The sequence below is a fragment of the Aminobacter ciceronei genome (assembly GCF_014138625.1).
In the GTDB taxonomy this organism is placed as follows: domain Bacteria; phylum Pseudomonadota; class Alphaproteobacteria; order Rhizobiales; family Rhizobiaceae; genus Aminobacter; species Aminobacter ciceronei.
In genome coordinates this window covers 101,750-120,962 of the sequence record NZ_JACJHY010000019.1, presented here as the reverse complement: position 1 = coordinate 120,962, position 19,213 = coordinate 101,750, and the positions used below count along the sequence as shown (strand labels likewise).

Below are 19,213 nucleotides of genomic sequence, written 5' to 3'. Positions count from 1 at the left end.
GGCGGCTGGCCGGAGAGGACATGGCGCAGCGAATCCTGAAGCTCGTGCAAAGCGTACAGCTGAGACGGTCGAAATCCGACAAGCTGATCGCCAACTACATCGAGCGCAACCTGGCGGAAATCCCGTTCGAGACGGCGCGGTCCATTGCCACCCGTCTCGAACTATCGCCGATGACCGTCGGCCGTTATCTCCGCCGCATGGGCTTCGACGGCCTCGACCAGTTGAAGCATGAGCTGCGGCGCGGCAGCTCCAATCCTGCCTGGCAGGTGAAGGGGCCGGTCGACCGCTTCCGGGAAGACATCCGCGAAGGCAAGCTGCTTGCCGGACTGATCCAGCAGCAGATCGACAATCTCGGGCGGATCTATGAGCTGACCGCCGCCCCGGAGTGGCAGCAGACGATCGACGCGCTGGTTTCGGCAAGCGAGGTCTATGTCGCCGCCTACCAGAATGTCCGCGGCATCGCCCAATATTTCGCCAGCCAGCTGTCCTACACGCGGCCGCGGGTGCAGTTCGTCGACGGGCTCAACGGTACCTATTCCGAACTGCTCGACGGTTCGGTCGAAGGTCGCGTGCTGTTTCTGCACGACGTCCGGCGCTTTGCCGCCAAGGCGCGTCCGCTCGCCATGGAAGCGCGACGCATGGGCGTCAAGGTCGTGCTCTTGACCGACGAGTTCTGCCCCTGGGGGCCGGAGGTTTCAGACATCTGCCTCGTCGTGCCCGGATCGCACGGCCCGCTCTGGGACGGCTCGGCAACGATCATCGCGGTGATGGACCTGATGCTTAGCAACATCATCGTGCTGCTTGGCGACGAGGTCGGCGAACGTGTCGACCTGCTGACCCGATTGCAGAATACGTTTGGCGACTTTGAAAGCTGATCCCGCCGGAATGCAATATCCCCGCGCATGTCGCGCGGGGATTTTGAAACTGCGCTAGGCGCGCGCCATCTCCAGCAGGATCTTGAGCACCTGCTCACGACGCTCGACCTGCGGCATATGGCCGGTAGCCGGGAAGACATGCAGCGCAACCTCGCCGGGCAACCCCTGCGACTGGCTTGCCGGGATGATCCGGTCGTTGGCGCCGACGATGACACGCACCGGGATGCGCAAGGCCGCCAGCAGTCCCCTGATGTCAAAGGTCTGTGTGCCGTCGGCAAAGAAGCGGTCCGATATCTCGCCTTGCGCTGTCCGCAGTTCGCTGTCCGCCGCCTGCGCCAGCGTCGCGTTGACAAAGGGCTTCGACAGCACCTGCTCGGCGGCGACAAGTTGCCGGAGCCAGGGCATCAGGCTCGCCTCGCTCTTTGCCCGAACGAAACCCTGCAGGAAGGCGCCGTTGATCTCCGGGCCAAGGCCAGCGGGGGCGATGAGCGCCAGGGCCCGGACGTCGGCATGGCCGCGCGCGGCGACGGTTGCCGCCACGGCACCACCGAAGGAATGGCCGACAAGCAGGATCGGGCCAAGGTCAAGCGACGCCAGCGTCGCCTCGACATCCGCAGCGATGGCGTCGAGGTCGGCAGGTGTGTGGCGTGGCGAGCCGCCATGCGCGGGCAGGTCGAGCGCCAGCAGCGGCGCGTCGACCGGACCGGCCGCCAGCATCGGCCGCCAGCTGTTGAGGTCCGCGCCGAAGCCGTGGATCAGAACGATCGGACGCCCTTCACCCTGTCGCAGCCAGGCAAAGTTCAGCGGTGCCGCGCCAGCGGACCGCTGTGGCGCCGGCCGCGGCTGGGAGGATGCCGGCGGCCTGGAAATGATCTGATCGGGCCAAAGAGCGGCCTTCACCTCGCGCTTCGGCGCCGTCATGGCGCTTTCCACGTCCTTGCGCATGACGCGGCCTTTGGGGCCTGATCCTGCGATGGTTTCGAGTGCGAGCCCGGCTTCCGCCGCGAGACGGCGCGCGAGCGGCGTGGCGCGGGTGCCGTTCAATGGCATGGACGGGGCGACGGCCTTCACCGGGGCGAGCGCAGGCGAAAAAGCAGAAGCAGTTGCGACCGAAGCCGGTGCAGCGGGAGCCAGATTCTGCACCGGCTTGGCTTCGGCAACCACGTCCTTGGCCGGCTTGCCTGCTTCCCCCTCGGCATAGATCCAGGCAACGGCTTCGCCGACCGCAATGTCTATGCCTTCCTTGCCTGTGATGTCGCGGATGGTGCCCGAAGCCGGGGCATCGATTTCCATCGCCGCCTTGTCGGTCTCGATCTCGAACAGCAGGTCGCCCTTCTTGACCGCAGCACCTTCGTCGACATACCAGCGCGAGATGCGCCCGGTCGCCATGTCCATGTCGACCTTAGGCAGGATTACTTCGACCGGCATGGCCTAGCGGCTCCCCGTAGCGAGGCTACGCACAGCGGCCAGGATGTCGGGCACCTGCGGCACGGTCGCCTTTTCCAGTTCCGGATTGTAGGGGATCGGCGTCTCGGCGCCGCCGAGACGTACGATCGGCGCGTCGAGGAAGTCGAACGCCTCGCTCTCGGCGATCATGGCGCTGACTTCGGCACCGACGCCGAGCGTCTTCACGCCTTCATAGACGCAGAGCAGACGCGACGTCTTCTTGACGCTCTCGATGACGGTCTCCTTATCCATCGGCCTGATGGTGCGCAGGTCGACGACCTCGACGTCGATGCCTTCGGCCTCGAGCGTCTTGGCAGCTTCCAGCGCCTTGTGCACCATGATCGAGGTGGCGACGATGGTGAGGTCGCGGCCCTCGCGGCGGATTTCGGCCTTGCCGATCGGCACGGTGTAGTAGCCTTCGGGCACCGGGCCCTTGGTCTTGTAGAGCAGCTTGTGCTCGAAGATCATCACCGGGTCGGGATCGGCAACGGCTGCGAGCAGCATGCCCTTGACGTCGTACGGCGTCGCCGGCTGGATCACCTTCAGGCCGGGCACATGGCCGAGCCAGGCTTCCAGGCTCTGGCTGTGCTGGGCGGCAGCACCCGTGCCGGAACCGGCCGGGAAACGCATGACCACGGGCACCGAAACCGCGCCGCCAAGCATGTAGCGCATCTTGGCGGCCTGGTTGACAATCTGCTCCATGGCGAGCGTGGCGAAATCGGAGAACTGGAACTCGAAGATAGGACGCAGGCCCGTCACCGCAGCACCGACGGCAACACCAGCACCGCCGAGTTCCGAGATCGGCGTGTCGATGACGCGGTCGGCGCCGAAACGCTCGACCAGGTCGCCGGTCACCTGAAAGGCACCGCCATAGACGCCGATGTCCTCGCCCATCAGAAAGACGCGTTCATCGCTCTCAAGCGCAATCGCCATGGCTTCCTGGATCGCCTGGGCATAGCTCAGTTCACGCACGGCCTGATCCATTACACAGTCTCCGTGTAGACGTAGCGTTCGAGATTGCGGATCTCGGGCGACGGGCTCGCCTTGGCGAACTCGATGCCGTCGGCAATCTCCTTGCGCACCGCCTCGCGGATCGCCTCGATGCCTGCCTGGTCGATGATGCCGAATTCCATCAGTTCATTCTCGTAGCGGACGATCGGATCGCGGTTGGTCATCCAGTCCTCGATCTCTTCTTTGGTCCGGTAGCGATTGCGGTCGCTCTTGGAGTGACCGCGATAACGATAGGTCTTGGACTCGATCAGCGTCGGCCCCTCCCCTAGCCGCGCGCGGCGCACGGCCTCATGGCTGGCTTCAGCGACCTCGGACAGCACGTTGCCGTCGACGATCACGCCCGGCATCGAATAGGCGGCGGCACGGTCGGCGACATTTGCGACAGCCGTCGAGCGGGCCATCGAGGTCGACATACCGTAACCGTTGTTCTCGCAGACGAAGATGACCGGCAGCTTCCACAGCGAAGCCATGTTGAGCGCCTCGTGGAAAGCACCCTCATTGTTGGCGCCGTCACCGAAGAAGGAGATGACGACTCGGTCCGATTTCAGACGCTTGGCAGTAAGTGCCGCACCGACGGCAATCGGAATGCCGCCGCCGACGATGCCGTTGGCGCCGAGATTGCCGGTGGTCACGTCGGCAATGTGCATCGAGCCGCCGCGGCCGCGGCAATAACCCGTGGTCTTGCCGAAGAACTCGGCGAACATCTTGGAAACCTCGGCGCCCTTGGCGATGCAATGGCCATGGCCACGGTGGGTCGAGGTGATCTGGTCGTCATTGGTGAGCGGCATGCAGATGCCCATGGCGCTCGCCTCCTGGCCGATGGACAGGTGCATCGTGCCGTGGATCAGGCCGCGCATGTAGGACTCTTCCGCGCCCTCTTCGAACTGGCGGATGAGGTACATCTTGTGCAGAGCCAGCTTCAGCCGCTCGGCGCTGTATTCGCGGTAGATGAAGGGCAGGTTCGCACCCGCCGGCAGGTTCTTGGCCTTAGCCTGGGCCACCGTCATGCCTCCGCTCCATAGACCAGCCTGTCCTGCCTCGCACGCAGCTCGGCGATCTTCGAATTCGGGGCAACGGATGCATTGGCCGTGGTGATCAGCTCGCCCTTCCGGATCGGCGCGGTGACGGTGCCGCCCTGCAGCAGGCCACAAGGGATGGCTTTGGCGGCGCGCGCCTCGCCCGCCGTCATGATCCAGGCGCGGTAGCTGTATTCGCCGATGGCATCGAGCGCATCGCCGGGTGCAAGGTCCTTCTTGGCCACCGCGCAGACATCGGCCACCGGCTTGGCCAGCGGCACCATGTCGGCCTTGCCGTAGAGCACGACACGGGCACAGGTCAGCGGCACCTCGAGCGAGGTCAGGTGATAGGGCCTATGGAAGGTGAAATACGGGCCATGGCCCATCTTCAGATCTTCCATGCGCTCGCGGATGCGCGGATGCGACATGTCGGCGATGACGAAGACGCCGGGGGCAACCCCCTTGCCGATCGAATAGTCGACGACGCCGACCTTGGAGAGAACACCGCCGTCCTGTTCCGGGACCAGAACCTTGTTGAGCTCGGGCAAGGTCGCGGCCGGGCCGTGCATGCCGGCCTTGTCGGGCACCAGACCGGTGGCGTTGGCGATCGCCGCCATCTCGACCATCGTCTTCGAGCCGTCGACGAACTCGACAAGCATGCGCACGTTCATGTTGCGGCGGGCTGCTTCCTCGGCATAGTCGTGCGGCACCGCATCGATGTTGAGCGGGTTGTTCTTTCCCTTGCCGGCGGCGACGATGGTGTGGCCCATCGCCGAAACGAATTCGATCAGCTCCATGCAGGACGACGGCTCGTCGCCGGCGCCGAGCGAATAGGTGACGCCAAGCCTGTCGGCCTCTGACTTGAGATAGGCACCGATGGTGACGTCGGCCTCGACATTCATCATCACCAGATGCTTGCCATGCTCCATGGCGCGCAGGCCGATCTCGGCGCCGACGGCAGGAACGCCCGTCGCATCGATGACGACGTCGATCAGGCCGCTGTTGAGGATCAGGTCGGCATCGTTGGTGACCGCGACCTTGCCGGCCTCGATGGCTTCGTTCAGCGCCGAACCGGAGGCAACTTCGCGGGCGTGACCCTTCTCCTGATAGGCGATGTCGACGGCGCGATGGGCGTTGGGCAGGTTGAGCTCGGAAATCGCGCCGACCTCGATGCCGGGCATATGCGCCACACGCGCAACGATGTCGGTGCCCATCTCGCCCGAGCCGATCAGGCCGATGCGGATCGGCTTGCCCGACTTGCCTCGCTCGGCAAGATCCCGCGCCAAGCCGACAGGGGCTACGTTGATGGTCATCCGATGGGTCCTCCCGGGCACGCTCTTCAATTGCGCCCAGAGGTAATGAACATCTGTATTTGTGTCAATACGAATGTCCACAATTCATGGCACCGATGCGATGTCGCTCGCGAGCTTTTTTTGGCGTAGCCGGGACCATCAACAGCCGCCGGCCGCACCGGCTCAAGCTGCGCCAGCAGATTGTTGCAGCTTTATTGTTGGCTGTGGGCTACCACTTGGGAACAGAGTTCGACGGAGTACCGGCCAAGTGAGCGTCGCATTTGCCAAGGAAGACAGTGCCGAGGCGGCATCGGAAACCGTTCTGCCACCGCGCCCGATCTCCGAGCGGGTCAACCTCGTCACGGCGGCGGGCCTTAAGATACTGCAGGACGAGTTGGCCCGTGCCCAGCAGGCGCTCGAGGCCGCGAATTTGATTGAAGACGTCAATGAGCGGCGACGGCAGTCGGCGGTTCCGGTTCGGGACATGCGCTATTTTGCTGAACGCGTGCATACGGCCCAGCTCATGCCGGCACCAACCTCGAACGAAGTGGTTGCGTTCGGTCACACCGTCACCTTCGAACGTGACGATGGCCGCACCCAGAGCTTCCGAATCGTCGGCGAGGACGAGGCCAACCCGTCTCAAGCCTCCATTTCACATGGTTCGCCGGTCGCCCTGGCACTTATAGGCAAGACCGTAGGCGACATCGTCATGTTGGGGCAGCACGAGCTCGAGATCCTGGCTATTTCCTGACCGGTACTGGATGTCGACGACCGCAGCAGCGCCGAACCACTGCCCCTTAGCCTGACCACCGCCAGATGCCCAGCGGCGGTTAGAATCCTGGCTGGCTAAACGACCGACCGAACGCCTTTAATTGGCCGGCAGAACGAGCGGTGTAACGGCCGGCTCTGTCGCAACCTCAGGCACTGGATCGACCACCGCCGTTACGTCCGCGGTCTCGGTCGGCAAGGTCGCCTTGATCTCGTCGATCTTGCCGTAGGCGTCGCCCACGCCAAGGACATCCTTGGCCCAATCCATGACCTCATCATTCAAATAGTCGTCGCCATATTCGGCGACGCGGTTGGGATTGGCTGCCGCGAGCAACGCCTCCTTGAGGTCGTCTTCGCTGGTGCCTTCGGCAGCGGCATCGGCTGCCGCCTGGGCGTCGGCGAGATCCTGTTCCGCCTGGGCCAAATCATCTGCGGCCGCAAGTGCGTCGGACAGCGCTTGCTTCTCGGCTTCAAATGCGGCCAGTTCTGTAGGATCAACCGGTGGCTCCAGGGCATTCAGTGCATCGAGGCGTGCCTGAAGGGCATCTGCAGTCGGGTCGACGATCGGCGCACTGCCGTCAAAAGGCACGATGGCAGCGGCGGCGGCGTCCAACGCAGCTTGCAGTTGGGCTGCCTTTTCGGCTGCCGCCGCAGCCGCTTCAACCGCCAACTCAGCCTTGGCCGAATTCAGAACATACTCCCTGACAAGCGCCATGCGCGGAGACTGGGAATTCAGATAGGCGTGGTAGTTGCGATTAAGCGAGTTGAGAGCCGCCAAGCGCGCATTGAGGTTCTTTTCCTTGACAGGCTTTGCCCCTGGCACCTCCACGGAGGCCGGCAGTACGTTGGCCGGCAGGGTCTTGAGATGCTGCTTGGTCTTTGCAGTTTTCGGCGTCGTACGCTTGTTGTTCGCAGCCGCCGACTTTTTCGTCTGTCCGCCACCGAAGATCGATTTCATCAAGTTGCCGGCAGAGGCCGTCTGGACGCCGCCGTTTGATTTGGTCTTACCGGCTGCCGATGCAGACTTGCCGTTGGAAGAGCCATTGCTCTTGCCACCACCATTACCCCGATCCCCACCTCCGCCATTACCGCCACCGCCGTTGCCGCCGCCATTCTCGCTCTTGGCGAAGGCCGACGTTTGGGCAAAACCGCCACTTGATCCGATGTCGAGCTTGATCGGCAATGCGCTGATGGCGAGCGCGGATGCCGCGCTGACAAGAAGCTTCCTGCTATTGGTCACCTGATTTTCTCCCTCTCTCGGTCCAGAATTCGAATCAAGCCCGACGCCACATTAAGATTCCGCGATATGCGTGCCAGCCAACTCGTGTTTCAGTCTGAAATGTCTTGATGGCATGCCATCAACGCACCAGCCTGATGATGCGGCCGGCATACATCTTCTTACCACCAAGCTCGGCTTCGCAGTTTGAAGTGACCGATGAATTGCCGGTCATTTCGACGGTATTGCCGACAATACGAATACATTGACCTGAACCCGACATCTCAGAATTGCCGGCATAAAAGACATGCGCACCCGGCGCGTAGATGAACCCGGTCACATTCGAACCCGATCCACCATTGATCACCACGGCATTGGCGTTGGTCCGCTCTTGGTAGATTGTGATGCCTGCGTAGGATCCTTCGGATGGCGGCGACAAATTGATGATCTCGTTTGCGTTCGAGGTGAATTCCGCGCCTTCCATCAGGAAAATCGTCACGCCAATGCCGGTGAGCGAACCGTTGCCGCCGAGCTTTATCTGGCCGCCCCTTAGAATGTAGGTTCCCGGATCGAGTGTGACATCGCCTGAGATTGTCTTGTCGCAGAATGTACCAGGCGAAAGAGTCTTGGTTTTGCCGCCAGGCACTGACTTGCAGGCCGTATAGGACGGCGGAACGACATTCGCGAGCGGGTCGAGCGACGCGTACTGGTTCTCGCGCGGAATGCCACATTCGAGGTCGGTGTTGTAGCCGGTGAGCCCATTTGTGCCGCCGACAGTGGTCACGCACTCTGCTGCTACCTGCGCCGATCCGCCTCTCGATACCGAGTCGTTGGCGCTGGAGTTCGAGGCAATAACGCAACCGTCAAGCACCACATGGGTTGAGCCTTGAAGCTTGACCGAGGCCGATGCGGTCGGATCAAGTGCTAGTACGCAAGCCGGCTGTCCCGGCGCCACCTCGACCACAGCGCGCCTGGCGGTTCGCCATTCGATGTTCCCGACCATGCCCGGCTGCTCGATCGTCGAGGTGACCTCAATGTGGCTGATATCGCCCGAGGTTGTCGCAGATGCGTCGAAATCGGTGACCTGATCATTGTAGACGAGCTCGCTGGCGTCATTGCGGACCCGAGCGAGGTTCGAATCGAAGAAGTCTCGGCCGAGGCTTTTCAGGTCGTCGCCAGACATCCCTGAGTAGTATTTGGTTGCAATCGCAAGCGCAGAAACATCGAGTGAATTCTGAAGTCTGTCCGCTTTGTTGCTAATGCTGACGAAATCTACAAGCCCGGCTACGCCAGTCATGATCGGCACCATAGCGATAGTCGTAGTCACCGCGATATTGCCGTGCTCCGACCGGAAAAAATTGCGCATGCCCGACCCCGCCAGAAGTTGCGGTCACATTAGGGCATGCTGACATTTCAGCATTTGTTGCCAGAACCGTTAAAATGCCGACTATATGTTGAACAATCGGCTAGGAAGGCCATGGCTGCGTCAGGCGTTCAGGCTGGGCCTGTCGTCGCTGTCGTCCGACATGTCGGTGAATTCGACGCGGTTGCGACCGCGAGCCTTGGCCTCGGTGAGACGACCGTCGGCCTTGCGGAACATCTCGTCGAACTCGAACTGATCGTCGAACAGGACTGCGCCGACGCTGACCGTCAGCGGGCAGTTGCGGCCACCCGGCTCTAGCACCGTCTCGGAGATCGAGCCGCGGATACGCTCGGCAACACGCTCGGCATTTTCCTTGCTGGCGCCGGGCAGAAAGACACCGAACTCCTCGCCACCGATGCGGCCGACGAGATCTCCGCCACGGACGGACGACTTGATTGCGCCGGCAACGATCTTGAGCACCTCGTCGCCCCAGGCATGGCCGAACCGGGCGTTGATTGCCCTGAAGTCGTCAATATCGACAACCAGCAAGGCACCCTGCCGGCTGGAAGGCGAGTTGCGGAAGGCGTCGATCAGACTCGCGAACACGCTGCCGTTCAGACACGAGGTCAGCGCATCGACAGATGACAGGCGGCTGACTTCGGATTTCAGAGCGGCAAACTTGCGCCGCTCATTGGCAATGATCGTCAGCAGCGGTGCGGCGACGAGACCGGCAACGACGCCGGCGCCAATCACGCCGCGCCAGAATATGCTGTCAGCCTGGCCCTGAAACAGGAGTGCGGCGGCACCCGACGCAACGACGGCGCAAGCAGCCGTGCCAAGACCGGCATAGCGCAACACCGCCGCAGAACTGCCAGCCATATTCCCCGTACCAGAAATGTCCACGCCAGATCCCTCCGCTCCAATGCTCGAATCGATCTACCTGTGGAGAATGAAACATTCCTTGTGTGATTTCGAACAGTTTGACGAAACCGGTCGAAAGTCGCGCAATTTTGGCTTGATAGCAGCCTCAGCGACCGGTCTGAATGGCATGGCAGCTTCAATCTGGCGGCCCGAACACGCCCATTCTTGCCTTGCGCGCCACGGCCTCGGCCTTCTCATACCCGCCGCCCGGACGCGCATAGGCCCAGCCGTTTGACACCAGCCAGGCGCCGAGATCCTGCTTGCCGAGCCTGCATGCGGCCGCAACCGGCTGCCTTTCGGCCGGCGGGAACACCTGGCAGAGCGGTGCGCGACCGCGCAGCCAGTATCTGAAGGCGAGCCTGGCTCGCTCGCCGCAGCGCCACGCCACGCCTTGGAAGTCACAGGACTGGTCCAGCCCGACAGGCTCCGTTCCGGCGACGAGGATTGTGAAGCCCATGGCCTCGAACGAAGCGGACGAGGTGACGACCGGTCGATACAGTATCGTTCCCTCCCAATCATCAGGCGTGACCGGCTTCGGAGGCGCGGCAAGCCCGAGCTCGCTGAGCGGAGGCCGTGCCTCGACGCGCTGCAATCCAAGTCCGACAACATCAGGTGGCGCAACAATCTCGGGCGCGATCGAGCGCAAGGCGGCGACCTCTTTATGTATTCTCGGCTGGCCACCCGCTTTTTCATGGGCCTGCACCGGGGAATGCTCCGCCCGAGCCGGAACGGCGTCACTGAAAATCGGTTGCCGTGGCAGGGTTCGCAGCGACCCGACTATGAACGCAACGGCGCCGATGGCTGTCGCAGCTCCGATCTTGATTAGCACCGAACGCACCGGTTCCATGCGTGTCACACCACACTCTGTGCAGATGAGCGGCCACTCGCCCAAAATGCCTGCCCTGTCGCAAGAAGGCCACGGATCGCCGCAGAGCGCCAGTCACTCACGGGACAAGTGAAAAACTTCGATAAAATTTGATCTAAAATATCGCTTCAAGATTATATGACAATTATCCCAGTTCCTTTCCGATAATTTGATATGTCGTTGCTATCGTTCATCAAAATAGGTGGGCGAAATGAAAGCAACAGCAGCCACTTTTGCAAGATACCTGACCAAAAGCTTTGCCGCGGCGGTGTTCCTCGCCGTTGCAGTGCAGGGCGCCGCGGCAAGTCAGGATCGCACCGCCGAAGCATCCGTGAAGTCCGAGATGCCGATGCCTCAGCTTCTTGGCGGCCTGATGCTGGCGGAACCCATGACTGTCGCCACGGCCCAGCCTTTCCAGTTCGGACCGGACTTCGACGGCTACGGGCTCGTGGCGCGCACCGCAGTTGATGCGCCGGCAACGCCCGCCGGCGTCGACCCGATGAAAACGGCAGCCATCATTCCGGGCGTTTTCGGCTCGGTCGCAATCCCGATGCGCAACTTCCCGGTGGCAGGCCGGTGGGCCAAGGTCTATCGCGACATCAGTGGCTGCACCGAAACTTCATGCGGCAAGAATGGCGCCGCACTTTTCGGACTTGCCGAGGACAGCCGCGACAGGAAATTTCTCGACAAGCTTGCCGTCGTGAACCGTGCCGTCAACACGATGATCGCCTATCGCAAGGACCAGGGCGTTTATGGCAATCTCGATTACTGGGCGAAGCCCTCTGAAATACTGTCGCGCGGTGCCGGCGACTGTGAAGATTTTGCCATTCTAAAGATGTCGGCACTGATCAAAGCCGGCGTTCCGGCACAAAGCATGTCGCTGGTGGTTCTCCAAGATGCGAGCCGCGGCGTCTTCCACGCCGTGCTGTCGGTTGCCACCCAAAGTGGAACCTTCATCCTCGACAATCTGAGCAACCAGGTTCTGCGTGATGGGGCGCTGAAGAGTTATGTCCCGCTTTATTCGTTCAGCACCGATCGAGCCTGGATCCACGGCGCACGCGCCGGATCAGAGCAAATCGCGTCTGCAGGTAACAATTTTGCTGCGATTGCACCTGGTGAAGGCCCATTGGCGCAATAGATAGACGCCGACCCACGACCCGATGCGGAAGATTTCTACACGAATCAACAGAGCGGCTCCCGCCCGAGAAATTTCTAGCGGCACGAAGGTCAGGAGACCATGTGTGGTGTCCAGCTTCGCAACCTCAGCGTTTAACCCGACCCCGACACTTTAGTGCCACGAGATGTAGCATTTTTGCATCAGCGCTCAGGTCAAATGGCGCAAAACCAGTGAAAACTACGCCAGAGCAATCAAAACGCTGTCGATTTTAGTTCACTGCTGGATAATTACGTCTAGTTGGGTACGATCGGGTTCCCGAACGCTTCGGCGTCGGGGTGGAGTGGGGAGATACTTAATGCCTAAGCGCCTTGGACAACTGGCGGCACGGCTGACCGTCATGCTTGCTGCGACCATGCTGTCGGGCACGGGTGCAAATGCGCTGACGCTCAAGGAAGCAATGGCGGTTGCCGTCGAATCCAATCCGGAAATCGGCCAGGCCATCGAGAACCGCGAAGCAATCGAATTCGAACTCAGGCAGGCAAAGGGGCTCTATCTCCCAAGCGTCGACCTCGAAGCGTCGACCGGTGTGCGCCGCCTCGACAACCCGTCACGGCGCCTCAGCGGCATCGAAGATGATGAGCTTTACCCGTCGGAAGCCGGCGTGGTTGTCACCCAGAAGCTGTTCGACAACGGCGCCCGCCGCGCCGAACTGACCCGCCAAGCATCGCGCGTCGACGGCGCATCCTTCCGCGTCCTTGAACGCTCCGAATTCATCGGCCTGTCGGTCGTCCAGGACTACCTCGAATACCTGCTGCAGGCGCAGATCGTAGGCGACGCCAAGCGGAACCTCGGCTTCCATCAGTCAATCCTCGGCGACATTCGAGAGGGCATCCAAGGCGGCGCACTCACCGACGCCGACCGCCAGCAGGCCGAGGAGCGCCTCTACGCCGCCAAGGCCCGTGTGCAGGAAGCCTCTGAAGAGCTCGAAGCGGCAAAGATCCGGTTCTTCAAGACCGTCGGCAAGCCGCTAACCAACCCGTCCAAGCCTGGTTCCGTAGCCAGGGCCCTGCCCCGCTCACTCGATGATGCGCTCGGCCTTGCGCGCCGCAACAATCCGCGCGTCCACATGGCCAATAGCGACATCGACGCTGCCGCCTCGCTCGTCGATGCGGCCCGCGCCAAATACGGCCCCGAGGTCGTCGCCGAAGGCCGCGCCCGGATCGGCAATGACATTGACGGCGCCGAGGACGAAACCAACGATCTGCAGGCCCGGCTGGTGTTGCGCTGGAACCTTTATCGCGGCGGCATCGACAAGGCCAACGAGCAGGAGCAGATCCGGCGCGTCAGCGAACAGCGGCTCGCCCTGCACCAGGTACAGCGCGAGATCGAGGAGGCCGTGCGGATTTCATGGGACCGCCGCTTCCGTCAGGCTGACTTAGCCAAGACGCTGCGCCAGCAGTCCATCGCCAACGACAGGCTGGTCACCTCCTATCGAGAGCAGTTCAAGGTCGGCCAGCGCTCGCTGCTCGACGTGCTGGACGCGCAGAATACGCGTTTCAACACAGCGACGCTTTCCAACACCGCCGCATTTGCGTCGCTCTTTGCCGAGTATCGCCTACTGGCAGCAACCGGCCAGTTGCTCCAGACGATGAACCTTCAACCGGCAAAGCAGGCTGACGCCTATGCCCGAACAGAGTTCAACGTGCCGGCGACAGCCGACACTGAGACTTATGCGCGGACACCTTCGCAGCAGGCAAACGACATGCCTTTTGATCTCTTGGCCCCAGTCAGAAAGAAGTAGGGCGTCTGACGGCAGACCCCGTCCGTCATGAATCAGCAGGCGCATATCCAGACCCCGGTCGAAGCATTCAAGTCCTGCTTTTCGGCTGTGGCCGCGTACCTGGGCCGGCCGAGCGCCGAAACCGTGCTGTTCGCCGGCGTGCCGATCTCGGAAGAGCGGATCGAGGTCCAGGAAATCAAGCACCTTGCCGAACGGATCGGCCTTGAAACGACCGAGTTCGCGCATCGCGACTTCATGCGCGGCCGATTCGACCTGCCGGCCATCATCTTTCGTCCCAATCGCCTGCCGATCGCGGTACTGGCCGAACAAAGCGACGGCGCGGAGTTCCTGACCGGTCCGCAGGAAGACGGCCGCACATCGATATCGCGGACTGAGCTGACGGCCGTTCCCATCTTAGGCGGTGTCGGCTTCTCCATCACTTATGCCAACACCGCCGAGAACATGACCCTCGGCAACGCGGCCAGGATCGAGCGGCCGCATTGGCTCTATGGAACACTCGGGACGTTCTGGCGGTCCTATTCACGCGTTGCCTTGGCTGCGATCTTCATCAACCTTCTCGCCATCGCGTCGCCCATCTTCACGATGAACGTCTATGACCGCATCCTGCCCAACAAGGCGATCTCATCGCTTTGGGTCCTGGCGATCGGTGTGTCGACCGCAATCCTGTTCGACCTTTTGCTCAAGACGGCACGCGCGGCACTTATCGACCATGCCGGCCGCAAGGCCGACCTGCGCATTTCCTACATGCTATTCGAGAAAGTGCTCAACACTTCGCTCAGTGCTCGCCCGGCATCCACCGGCGAGTATGCCAACCGCGTTACGCAATACGAATTCGTCCGCGAATTCTTCACCTCCAACACCGTCAGCACCTTCATCGACACCGCCTTCGTCTTCATCTTCCTGTTGGTGATCTACGCCATATCAGGATGGCTGGTGATTATTCCGATAGTCGCCTTCGTAGCCGCGGTCGCCATCGGGCTTGTTGCCCAGCAGCGCATCGGCAAGCGTGTTGCCGCTTCCATGAATGAGGCTTCGCAACGTCAGGCGTTGCTGGTCGAGTCGATATCCACGGTCGAGACGATCAAGTCCCTGCGTGCCGAAGCCTATCTGCTGCGGAAATGGCGCGAGCATTCCAAAAACGCGGCCAATACATCAGAAAAGATCAAGCAGCTTTCCGCAGCCGCAGCCAACATGACGCAGTTCGTCCAGCAATTGGTGACTGTAGCGCTGGTGGTGGCTGGTGCTTACGCATTCGACAACGGATCGATTTCCACTGGAGCCATTATCGCCGCGGTCATGCTTTCGGGCCGCGCTGTGGCGCCGCTCGGGCAACTGGCCATGACTATTGCCCGCTTTCGCCAAGCCATGCTGTCGCTTCGGGTGTTGAATTCCATCATGCAACAGCCTGAAGACCGGCCCGACACGGTCGGGTTCGTCAATCGCCCGATCCGGGTCGGCGCCCTGACGCTGCGCAATGTCGGCTTTGTCTATCCAGGGACCGAGACCGAGGTTCTGACAGGCGTCAACCTCTCGATCAATCCCGGCGAGCGCGTTGGCATCATTGGCCGTATCGGATCCGGCAAGACGACCTTCGGCCGGCTGGTCGGGCGGCTGTTCCTCCCCACCAGTGGCGAGCTACTGCTCGATGGCATCGATGTGCGCCAGTATCACCCTTCCGAGGTTCGCGCCGCCGTCGGCATCGTCGCCCAGGCCGGCGACCTCTTCTCGGGCACGATCAAGGAAAACCTGCTCATGGCGCGCCCGGAGGCAACCGACGAGGACATCATCCTCGCTGCCAAAGCTGCCGGCGTCGACGAGTTCGTCTCGCGCCATCCGCGCGGTTACGACATGAATGTCGGCGAGCGCGGCACCAATCTGTCCGGTGGCCAGCGACAAGCGGTGGCGATCGCACGGCTTCTGCTGACCAGGCCGAAGATCGTCTTCCTCGACGAACCGTCTGGATCGATGGACCTGGCCTCCGAGCGTCAGCTCATCAAGCAGTTGAAGGTCGCCTTCGACGACAAGACCACGCTGATCATATCGACCCACCGCTACAGTATGCTGGAAATCGTCGACCGCCTGATCGTTGTCGAACAAGGGCGTGTCGTCGCCGATGGCCCCAAGGAGAAAGTCATTCAGGCATTGCAGAAGCCCAATGGCTAAGATTTTGTCGTCTCAAGGGGTGATTATATTGGCTTTGTTCAATATAATGGAGTTCTAATGATAGCCAGGGAGGACAGGCCGCCTTTATTTGCATCGGCTGTGGTGCTGATCATCGCAGCCCTGTTTGCGGCGTTTGTGGTATGGGCTTCGTTCGCCGAGATCGACGAGATCGCGCGTGGCGAAGGCAAGGTCATTCCGGCCTCCAAGACCCAGATCGTGCAGGCAAGCGAAGCCGGCGTGGTCCAGGAGATCGCCGTGAAGATCGGCCAGGTGGTCAAGAAGAACGACCTCATCATTCGACTCGACAACACGGTCAGCACCTCGAGCCTAGGCGAACAGCAGGCAAAGGCGCGCACGCTCAGCGCACGCATCGCCCGGCTCAAGCAGGAGCAGGAAGGCCGGATCGGCGAGCCGCTCGCTTGCCCCGAAAGCCTTGTGAAGACAGCCCCCGAGATTTGCGAGAACGAGCAGAAGCTGCTGGTGGCACGCAGGCAAAATTTCGAAACCAAGCTCAATGTGCTGAAGTCACGGCTGGACCAGCGCGAGAAGGAACTGAACGAGGCGAAGGTCAATGTCCAGCGCCTGACGGAGAGCCTTGGCGTCAGTAACAGGGAAGCCGAGCTCGTCACCTCCATGGTCAAGCGCAACTTGATGGCCAAGACCGAACAGATCCGCGTCGACCGCGAACAGACGGAGATGCGAGGACAGCTCAATCTCGCCGACGAGACGATCAAGCGGACCGGTGCTGCGATCGTCGAGGCCAAGCTGCAAGTCGACGAGTTCGGCCTGCAGTTGCAACAGGAAGCGCTTGACGAACTGACCCAGGCGCTAGCCGAACTCTCGGTCGTCGAAGAGACGATCCGCGGCGCCAGCGACCGTGTCGCCCGCACCGACATCCGCTCGCCGGTCGACGGCATCGTCAACACGCTCGACGTCAACACGCTGGGCGCCTTCGTCCAGCCTGGCGCCGTGGTGGCAGGCATCGTTCCGACGTCCGAGACCTTGCTGGTCGAAGCCCGCGTCTCGCCGCGCGACGTCGCTTTCATCCGTCCGGATCAGAAGGCTCTGATCAAGGTCTCGGCCTATGATTTCTCGATCTTCGGCGGCCTCGACGGCAAGGTCCAGAACATCACCGCCGACAGCCTGGTCGATCAGAATACCGGCGAACCCTACTATCAGGTCCGGGTCTCGACTGACCGCTCGGCGCTGGAACGGGACGGCAAGTCCTATTCCATCATTCCCGGCATGATCAGCACGGTGGAGATCATCACCGGGCGCAAGACGATCCTGACCTATCTGCTGAAACCCATCAACAAGGCGCGCGACGAGGCGCTCCATGAACGGTAGCGGAGTGTCGCCCGGTGGACCCGCGCTCCACATTTACTCGGCCGACGATCTGACCTCGGATTTCCGCGTTGTCGTGCGCCAGGGCACGCGGCGCGGCATCAAGCTCGAACGGGTGTTCTGGGCAACGCTGAAACAGCTCGCCGAAGACAAGCACCTGACGCTCGGCGAAATGGTCGACCAGATCGAACTGTCCAACAACGAGACCGGCAACCTGACCTCGGCCATCCGCGTCGCCTGCCTGCGCTGGATGACCGATCAAAGTGCGGCACTGGCCAAACTCGCTTCGCTCAGGACCATCAACGCCATCCTGGGCGCCTGCCCGGCGCCGGCCTTCGCATTGTCGTCGACAAAGAAGATCCTGACCTTCAATCCGGCCTTCCAGAACCTGGTCAAGCGGCATTTACCCGTCGGCTTTGGTGAAGAAGCCCGCCGCGACCTCAGGCTGTCCCTCGACCTGAACGTCGCCGATATCTTCACAAGGCTCGATGCCAACTACGGCATACCCATCGCCAGCGGCTTCGTCCTCGCCACTGCCGAGCGGCGCTATCGCGGCCAGCTCAACATCGTCCGCGCCCCCGTCAAGTCGCCGGATCTGCTGCTTTCCTTTGTCGTCAACGGATAGTTGCAGCCAAGACTCCTGGCTTCAACAGGACACCTTGCGCGATACTCACGACACCTAGCCGAAGTCTGTTCGGAACAGTGCTCCGGCGCATCTCACATCGCTAAATTAACCACCCGTTAAGTTTTCCTGCGTGCCTGCATAATGGGATATGCAGCTTTGCGCACGCCCCCGTTGCAATCACCCAAATCTCGTTGCTCTGCTGCGGCCAGCAAGAAATTAGGGGATGGGCTATGGCAACCTCCGTTGACCTGGGAAATCTTTCGGCAACTGCAACCGGTAGCGACCCGCTGCTCGACCAGGCAGTGCCATTGTCGGAGGTGCAGCTCCTCGCGCAGGCGACCGAGCCGGCAGCAAAAGCCGACCCTGTTCCGGTCGATGCCGGCTCCGGCCAGCCCATCCAGGCGGCCCAACCCAATGCCACCCCAGCCGCGCCGGCCACACCAGCCGAATATACCGCCGACGCCTCCAACGTTGTCCACCTGCCGGCCAACGTCTCGGTCGACAACATCAAGGTCGACGGCAAGAACCTGATCCTCGAGCAGGCCGACGGCACCGAAATCGTCGTCAAGGACGCTGCCTCGAACGTGCCGACCTTCATGCTCGGCGACGTCGAGCTTCCACGAGTTGCCCTGATCGCAGCGCTTGAAGCCGGCGGCGTCGATGTCGCTTTTGGTCCTGACGGATCGATCTCGGTTGGACCTGGTTCGGCCAACAGCTCCGGCGGCAATTTTGAGGCCCCTATTGGTGGTATCGGCAATGGCTTCGACCTGTCGGCTCTGCTGCCACCAACCGCATTGCAGTTCCCGCAATACGAGTATCGCGAACTCTTCCCGGGCGGGCGGCGCAATCGTGCGCCGGAAATGCTCGATTTCGCGGTAAGGGTGTCCGAAGAAGGACTTCAGAACGGCATCAAGGATGACTCGGGAAGTAGCGACACGACCGATCAGGCCATTGCGACGGGCCCGTTTTCGGCGACTGATGCGGATGGCGATCCGTTGTCATATACGTTTGGCGTGCCGTCGTTGCCTGCAGGCATGGCAGACTTATACTCCGGCAATGACAAAATCGAATGGATTGGACAGGGCACCAGTCAGTTGGTTGGTATGGCCAGTGGCTTACCGATCATAACCATCACCGCAACGGGCGATAGCTATTCTGTCGTCCTCTCCGGACCGATCAACCATCCCATAAGCGGCAGCGAGGATGAGCTGACGCTGGTCATCCCTGTCACCGTCAGCGACGGGAAAGGTGGCACGGCAACGGCCAATATGTCGGTGACCATCGAGGATGATAGTCCCGTCAACAATGCCGCGACGGTCAACCTCGGCACGGTGCATGAAGATGCGCTGAACACGGCAGGTGCCGTTGGCAACAGCGAAGGCGGCCAGAC

The 19,213-nt window shown here is 61.7% G+C and carries 16 protein-coding genes; 8 read left to right on the top strand and 8 right to left on the bottom strand.

Translation table 11 applies throughout. The features are described from left to right. The first annotated feature begins 20 nt into the window (after positions 1-20). Positions 21-875, top strand: coding sequence for a MurR/RpiR family transcriptional regulator (locus HNQ95_RS19565; RefSeq protein ID WP_154384392.1), 855 nt, complete (start codon positions 21-23; stop codon positions 873-875). 54 nt (positions 876-929) lie between these two features. Here HNQ95_RS19565 and HNQ95_RS19560 read toward each other — a convergent pair whose 3' ends face one another. Genes HNQ95_RS19560 through HNQ95_RS19545 form a run of 4 tightly spaced genes read right to left on the bottom strand, consistent with a single transcriptional unit; the run spans position 930 to position 5,661 of the window. Continuing rightward, positions 930-2,303, bottom strand: coding sequence for an acetoin dehydrogenase dihydrolipoyllysine-residue acetyltransferase subunit (locus tag HNQ95_RS19560; RefSeq protein WP_182575043.1), 1,374 nt, complete (start codon positions 2,301-2,303; stop codon positions 930-932). A gap of 3 nt (positions 2,304-2,306) precedes the next feature. Next, a complete protein-coding gene (locus tag HNQ95_RS19555) occupies positions 2,307-3,305 on the bottom strand; it encodes an alpha-ketoacid dehydrogenase subunit beta (RefSeq protein WP_154384390.1) in 999 nt (332 codons plus the stop codon). Further along, on the bottom strand, positions 3,305-4,339 hold the full coding sequence (locus HNQ95_RS19550) for a thiamine pyrophosphate-dependent dehydrogenase E1 component subunit alpha (protein WP_182575044.1): 1,035 nt from the start codon (positions 4,337-4,339) through the stop codon (positions 3,305-3,307). Before HNQ95_RS19550 ends, HNQ95_RS19555 begins: the two co-directional genes overlap by 1 nt. Then, positions 4,336-5,661, bottom strand: coding sequence for an NAD(P)H-dependent oxidoreductase (locus HNQ95_RS19545; RefSeq protein WP_182575045.1), 1,326 nt, complete (start codon positions 5,659-5,661; stop codon positions 4,336-4,338). Before HNQ95_RS19545 ends, HNQ95_RS19550 begins: the two co-directional genes overlap by 4 nt. Positions 5,662-5,908: 247 nt before the next feature. Between HNQ95_RS19545 and greA the strand changes: the two genes are divergently transcribed. Then, positions 5,909-6,391 (top strand): transcription elongation factor GreA, encoded by a 483-nt coding sequence (gene greA / locus HNQ95_RS19540; RefSeq protein WP_067968203.1) that lies wholly within the window; start codon positions 5,909-5,911, stop codon positions 6,389-6,391. Between the two features lie 117 nt (positions 6,392-6,508). Here the strand turns inward: greA and HNQ95_RS19535 are convergent, their stop codons facing one another. The 4 genes from HNQ95_RS19535 to HNQ95_RS19520 all read right to left on the bottom strand — a co-directional run bounded on the left by HNQ95_RS19535 (position 6,509) and on the right by HNQ95_RS19520 (position 10,611). Continuing rightward, a complete protein-coding gene (locus tag HNQ95_RS19535) occupies positions 6,509-7,648 on the bottom strand; it encodes a hypothetical protein (protein ID WP_182575046.1) in 1,140 nt (379 codons plus the stop codon). Positions 7,649-7,766: 118 nt separating this feature from the next. Next, positions 7,767-8,990 carry a TadE/TadG family type IV pilus assembly protein gene (locus HNQ95_RS19530; RefSeq protein ID WP_067968196.1) on the bottom strand — a complete coding sequence of 408 codons (1,224 nt, stop codon included), beginning with the start codon at positions 8,988-8,990 and terminating at the stop codon, positions 7,767-7,769. 120 nt (positions 8,991-9,110) lie between these two features. Further along, complete coding sequence (locus HNQ95_RS19525; RefSeq protein ID WP_067968194.1) at positions 9,111-9,866, bottom strand: GGDEF domain-containing protein; 756 nt, start codon at positions 9,864-9,866, stop codon at positions 9,111-9,113. 178 nt (positions 9,867-10,044) lie between these two features. Then, positions 10,045-10,611 carry a thermonuclease family protein gene (locus HNQ95_RS19520; RefSeq protein WP_246340890.1) on the bottom strand — a complete coding sequence of 189 codons (567 nt, stop codon included), beginning with the start codon at positions 10,609-10,611 and terminating at the stop codon, positions 10,045-10,047. Between the two features lie 373 nt (positions 10,612-10,984). On the opposite strand from HNQ95_RS19520, the gene HNQ95_RS19515 reads away from it, so the two are divergent. From HNQ95_RS19515 to HNQ95_RS19490, 6 genes are all read left to right on the top strand, one after another. After that, positions 10,985-11,911, top strand: coding sequence for a transglutaminase-like cysteine peptidase (locus HNQ95_RS19515; protein ID WP_157097247.1), 927 nt, complete (start codon positions 10,985-10,987; stop codon positions 11,909-11,911). 334 nt (positions 11,912-12,245) lie between these two features. Then, on the top strand, positions 12,246-13,691 hold the full coding sequence (locus tag HNQ95_RS19510) for a TolC family outer membrane protein (protein WP_154384383.1): 1,446 nt from the start codon (positions 12,246-12,248) through the stop codon (positions 13,689-13,691). A 27-nt stretch (positions 13,692-13,718) separates the two neighbouring features. Further along, complete coding sequence (locus HNQ95_RS19505; RefSeq protein ID WP_067968188.1) at positions 13,719-15,854, top strand: type I secretion system permease/ATPase; 2,136 nt, start codon at positions 13,719-13,721, stop codon at positions 15,852-15,854. Between the two features lie 57 nt (positions 15,855-15,911). Further along, positions 15,912-17,201: an HlyD family type I secretion periplasmic adaptor subunit gene (locus HNQ95_RS19500; protein ID WP_182575047.1), complete on the top strand. Its 1,290-nt coding sequence runs from the start codon at positions 15,912-15,914 to the stop codon at positions 17,199-17,201. Further along, positions 17,191-17,823 (top strand): ribbon-helix-helix domain-containing protein, encoded by a 633-nt coding sequence (locus HNQ95_RS19495; protein WP_182575048.1) that lies wholly within the window; start codon positions 17,191-17,193, stop codon positions 17,821-17,823. The genes HNQ95_RS19500 and HNQ95_RS19495 overlap by 11 nt, the downstream gene beginning before the upstream one ends. A 230-nt stretch (positions 17,824-18,053) precedes the next feature. Then, a partial coding sequence (locus HNQ95_RS19490; RefSeq protein ID WP_210289167.1) for a hypothetical protein occupies positions 18,054-19,213 on the top strand: 1,160 nt, incomplete at its 3' end.

What these genes read in the sequence shown, in the direction of transcription:
- HNQ95_RS19515 (WP_157097247.1), top strand. Translation starts at nt 10,985, where the DNA reads ATGAAAGCAACAGCAGCCACTTTTGCAAGATACCTGACCAAAAGCTTT.
- HNQ95_RS19500 (WP_182575047.1), top strand. Translation starts at nt 15,912, where the DNA reads ATGATAGCCAGGGAGGACAGGCCGCCTTTATTTGCATCGGCTGTGGTG.
- HNQ95_RS19555 (WP_154384390.1), bottom strand. Translation starts at nt 3,305, where the DNA reads ATGGATCAGGCCGTGCGTGAACTGAGCTATGCCCAGGCGATCCAGGAA.
- HNQ95_RS19560 (WP_182575043.1), bottom strand. Translation starts at nt 2,303, where the DNA reads ATGCCGGTCGAAGTAATCCTGCCTAAGGTCGACATGGACATGGCGACC.
- HNQ95_RS19525 (WP_067968194.1), bottom strand. Translation starts at nt 9,866, where the DNA reads ATGGCTGGCAGTTCTGCGGCGGTGTTGCGCTATGCCGGTCTTGGCACG.
- HNQ95_RS19545 (WP_182575045.1), bottom strand. Translation starts at nt 5,661, where the DNA reads ATGACCATCAACGTAGCCCCTGTCGGCTTGGCGCGGGATCTTGCCGAG.
- HNQ95_RS19510 (WP_154384383.1), top strand. Translation starts at nt 12,246, where the DNA reads ATGCCTAAGCGCCTTGGACAACTGGCGGCACGGCTGACCGTCATGCTT.
- HNQ95_RS19530 (WP_067968196.1), bottom strand. Translation starts at nt 8,990, where the DNA reads ATGCGCAATTTTTTCCGGTCGGAGCACGGCAATATCGCGGTGACTACG.
- HNQ95_RS19565 (WP_154384392.1), top strand. Translation starts at nt 21, where the DNA reads ATGGCGCAGCGAATCCTGAAGCTCGTGCAAAGCGTACAGCTGAGACGG.
- HNQ95_RS19505 (WP_067968188.1), top strand. Translation starts at nt 13,719, where the DNA reads ATGAATCAGCAGGCGCATATCCAGACCCCGGTCGAAGCATTCAAGTCC.
- HNQ95_RS19495 (WP_182575048.1), top strand. Translation starts at nt 17,191, where the DNA reads ATGAACGGTAGCGGAGTGTCGCCCGGTGGACCCGCGCTCCACATTTAC.
- HNQ95_RS19550 (WP_182575044.1), bottom strand. Translation starts at nt 4,339, where the DNA reads ATGACGGTGGCCCAGGCTAAGGCCAAGAACCTGCCGGCGGGTGCGAAC.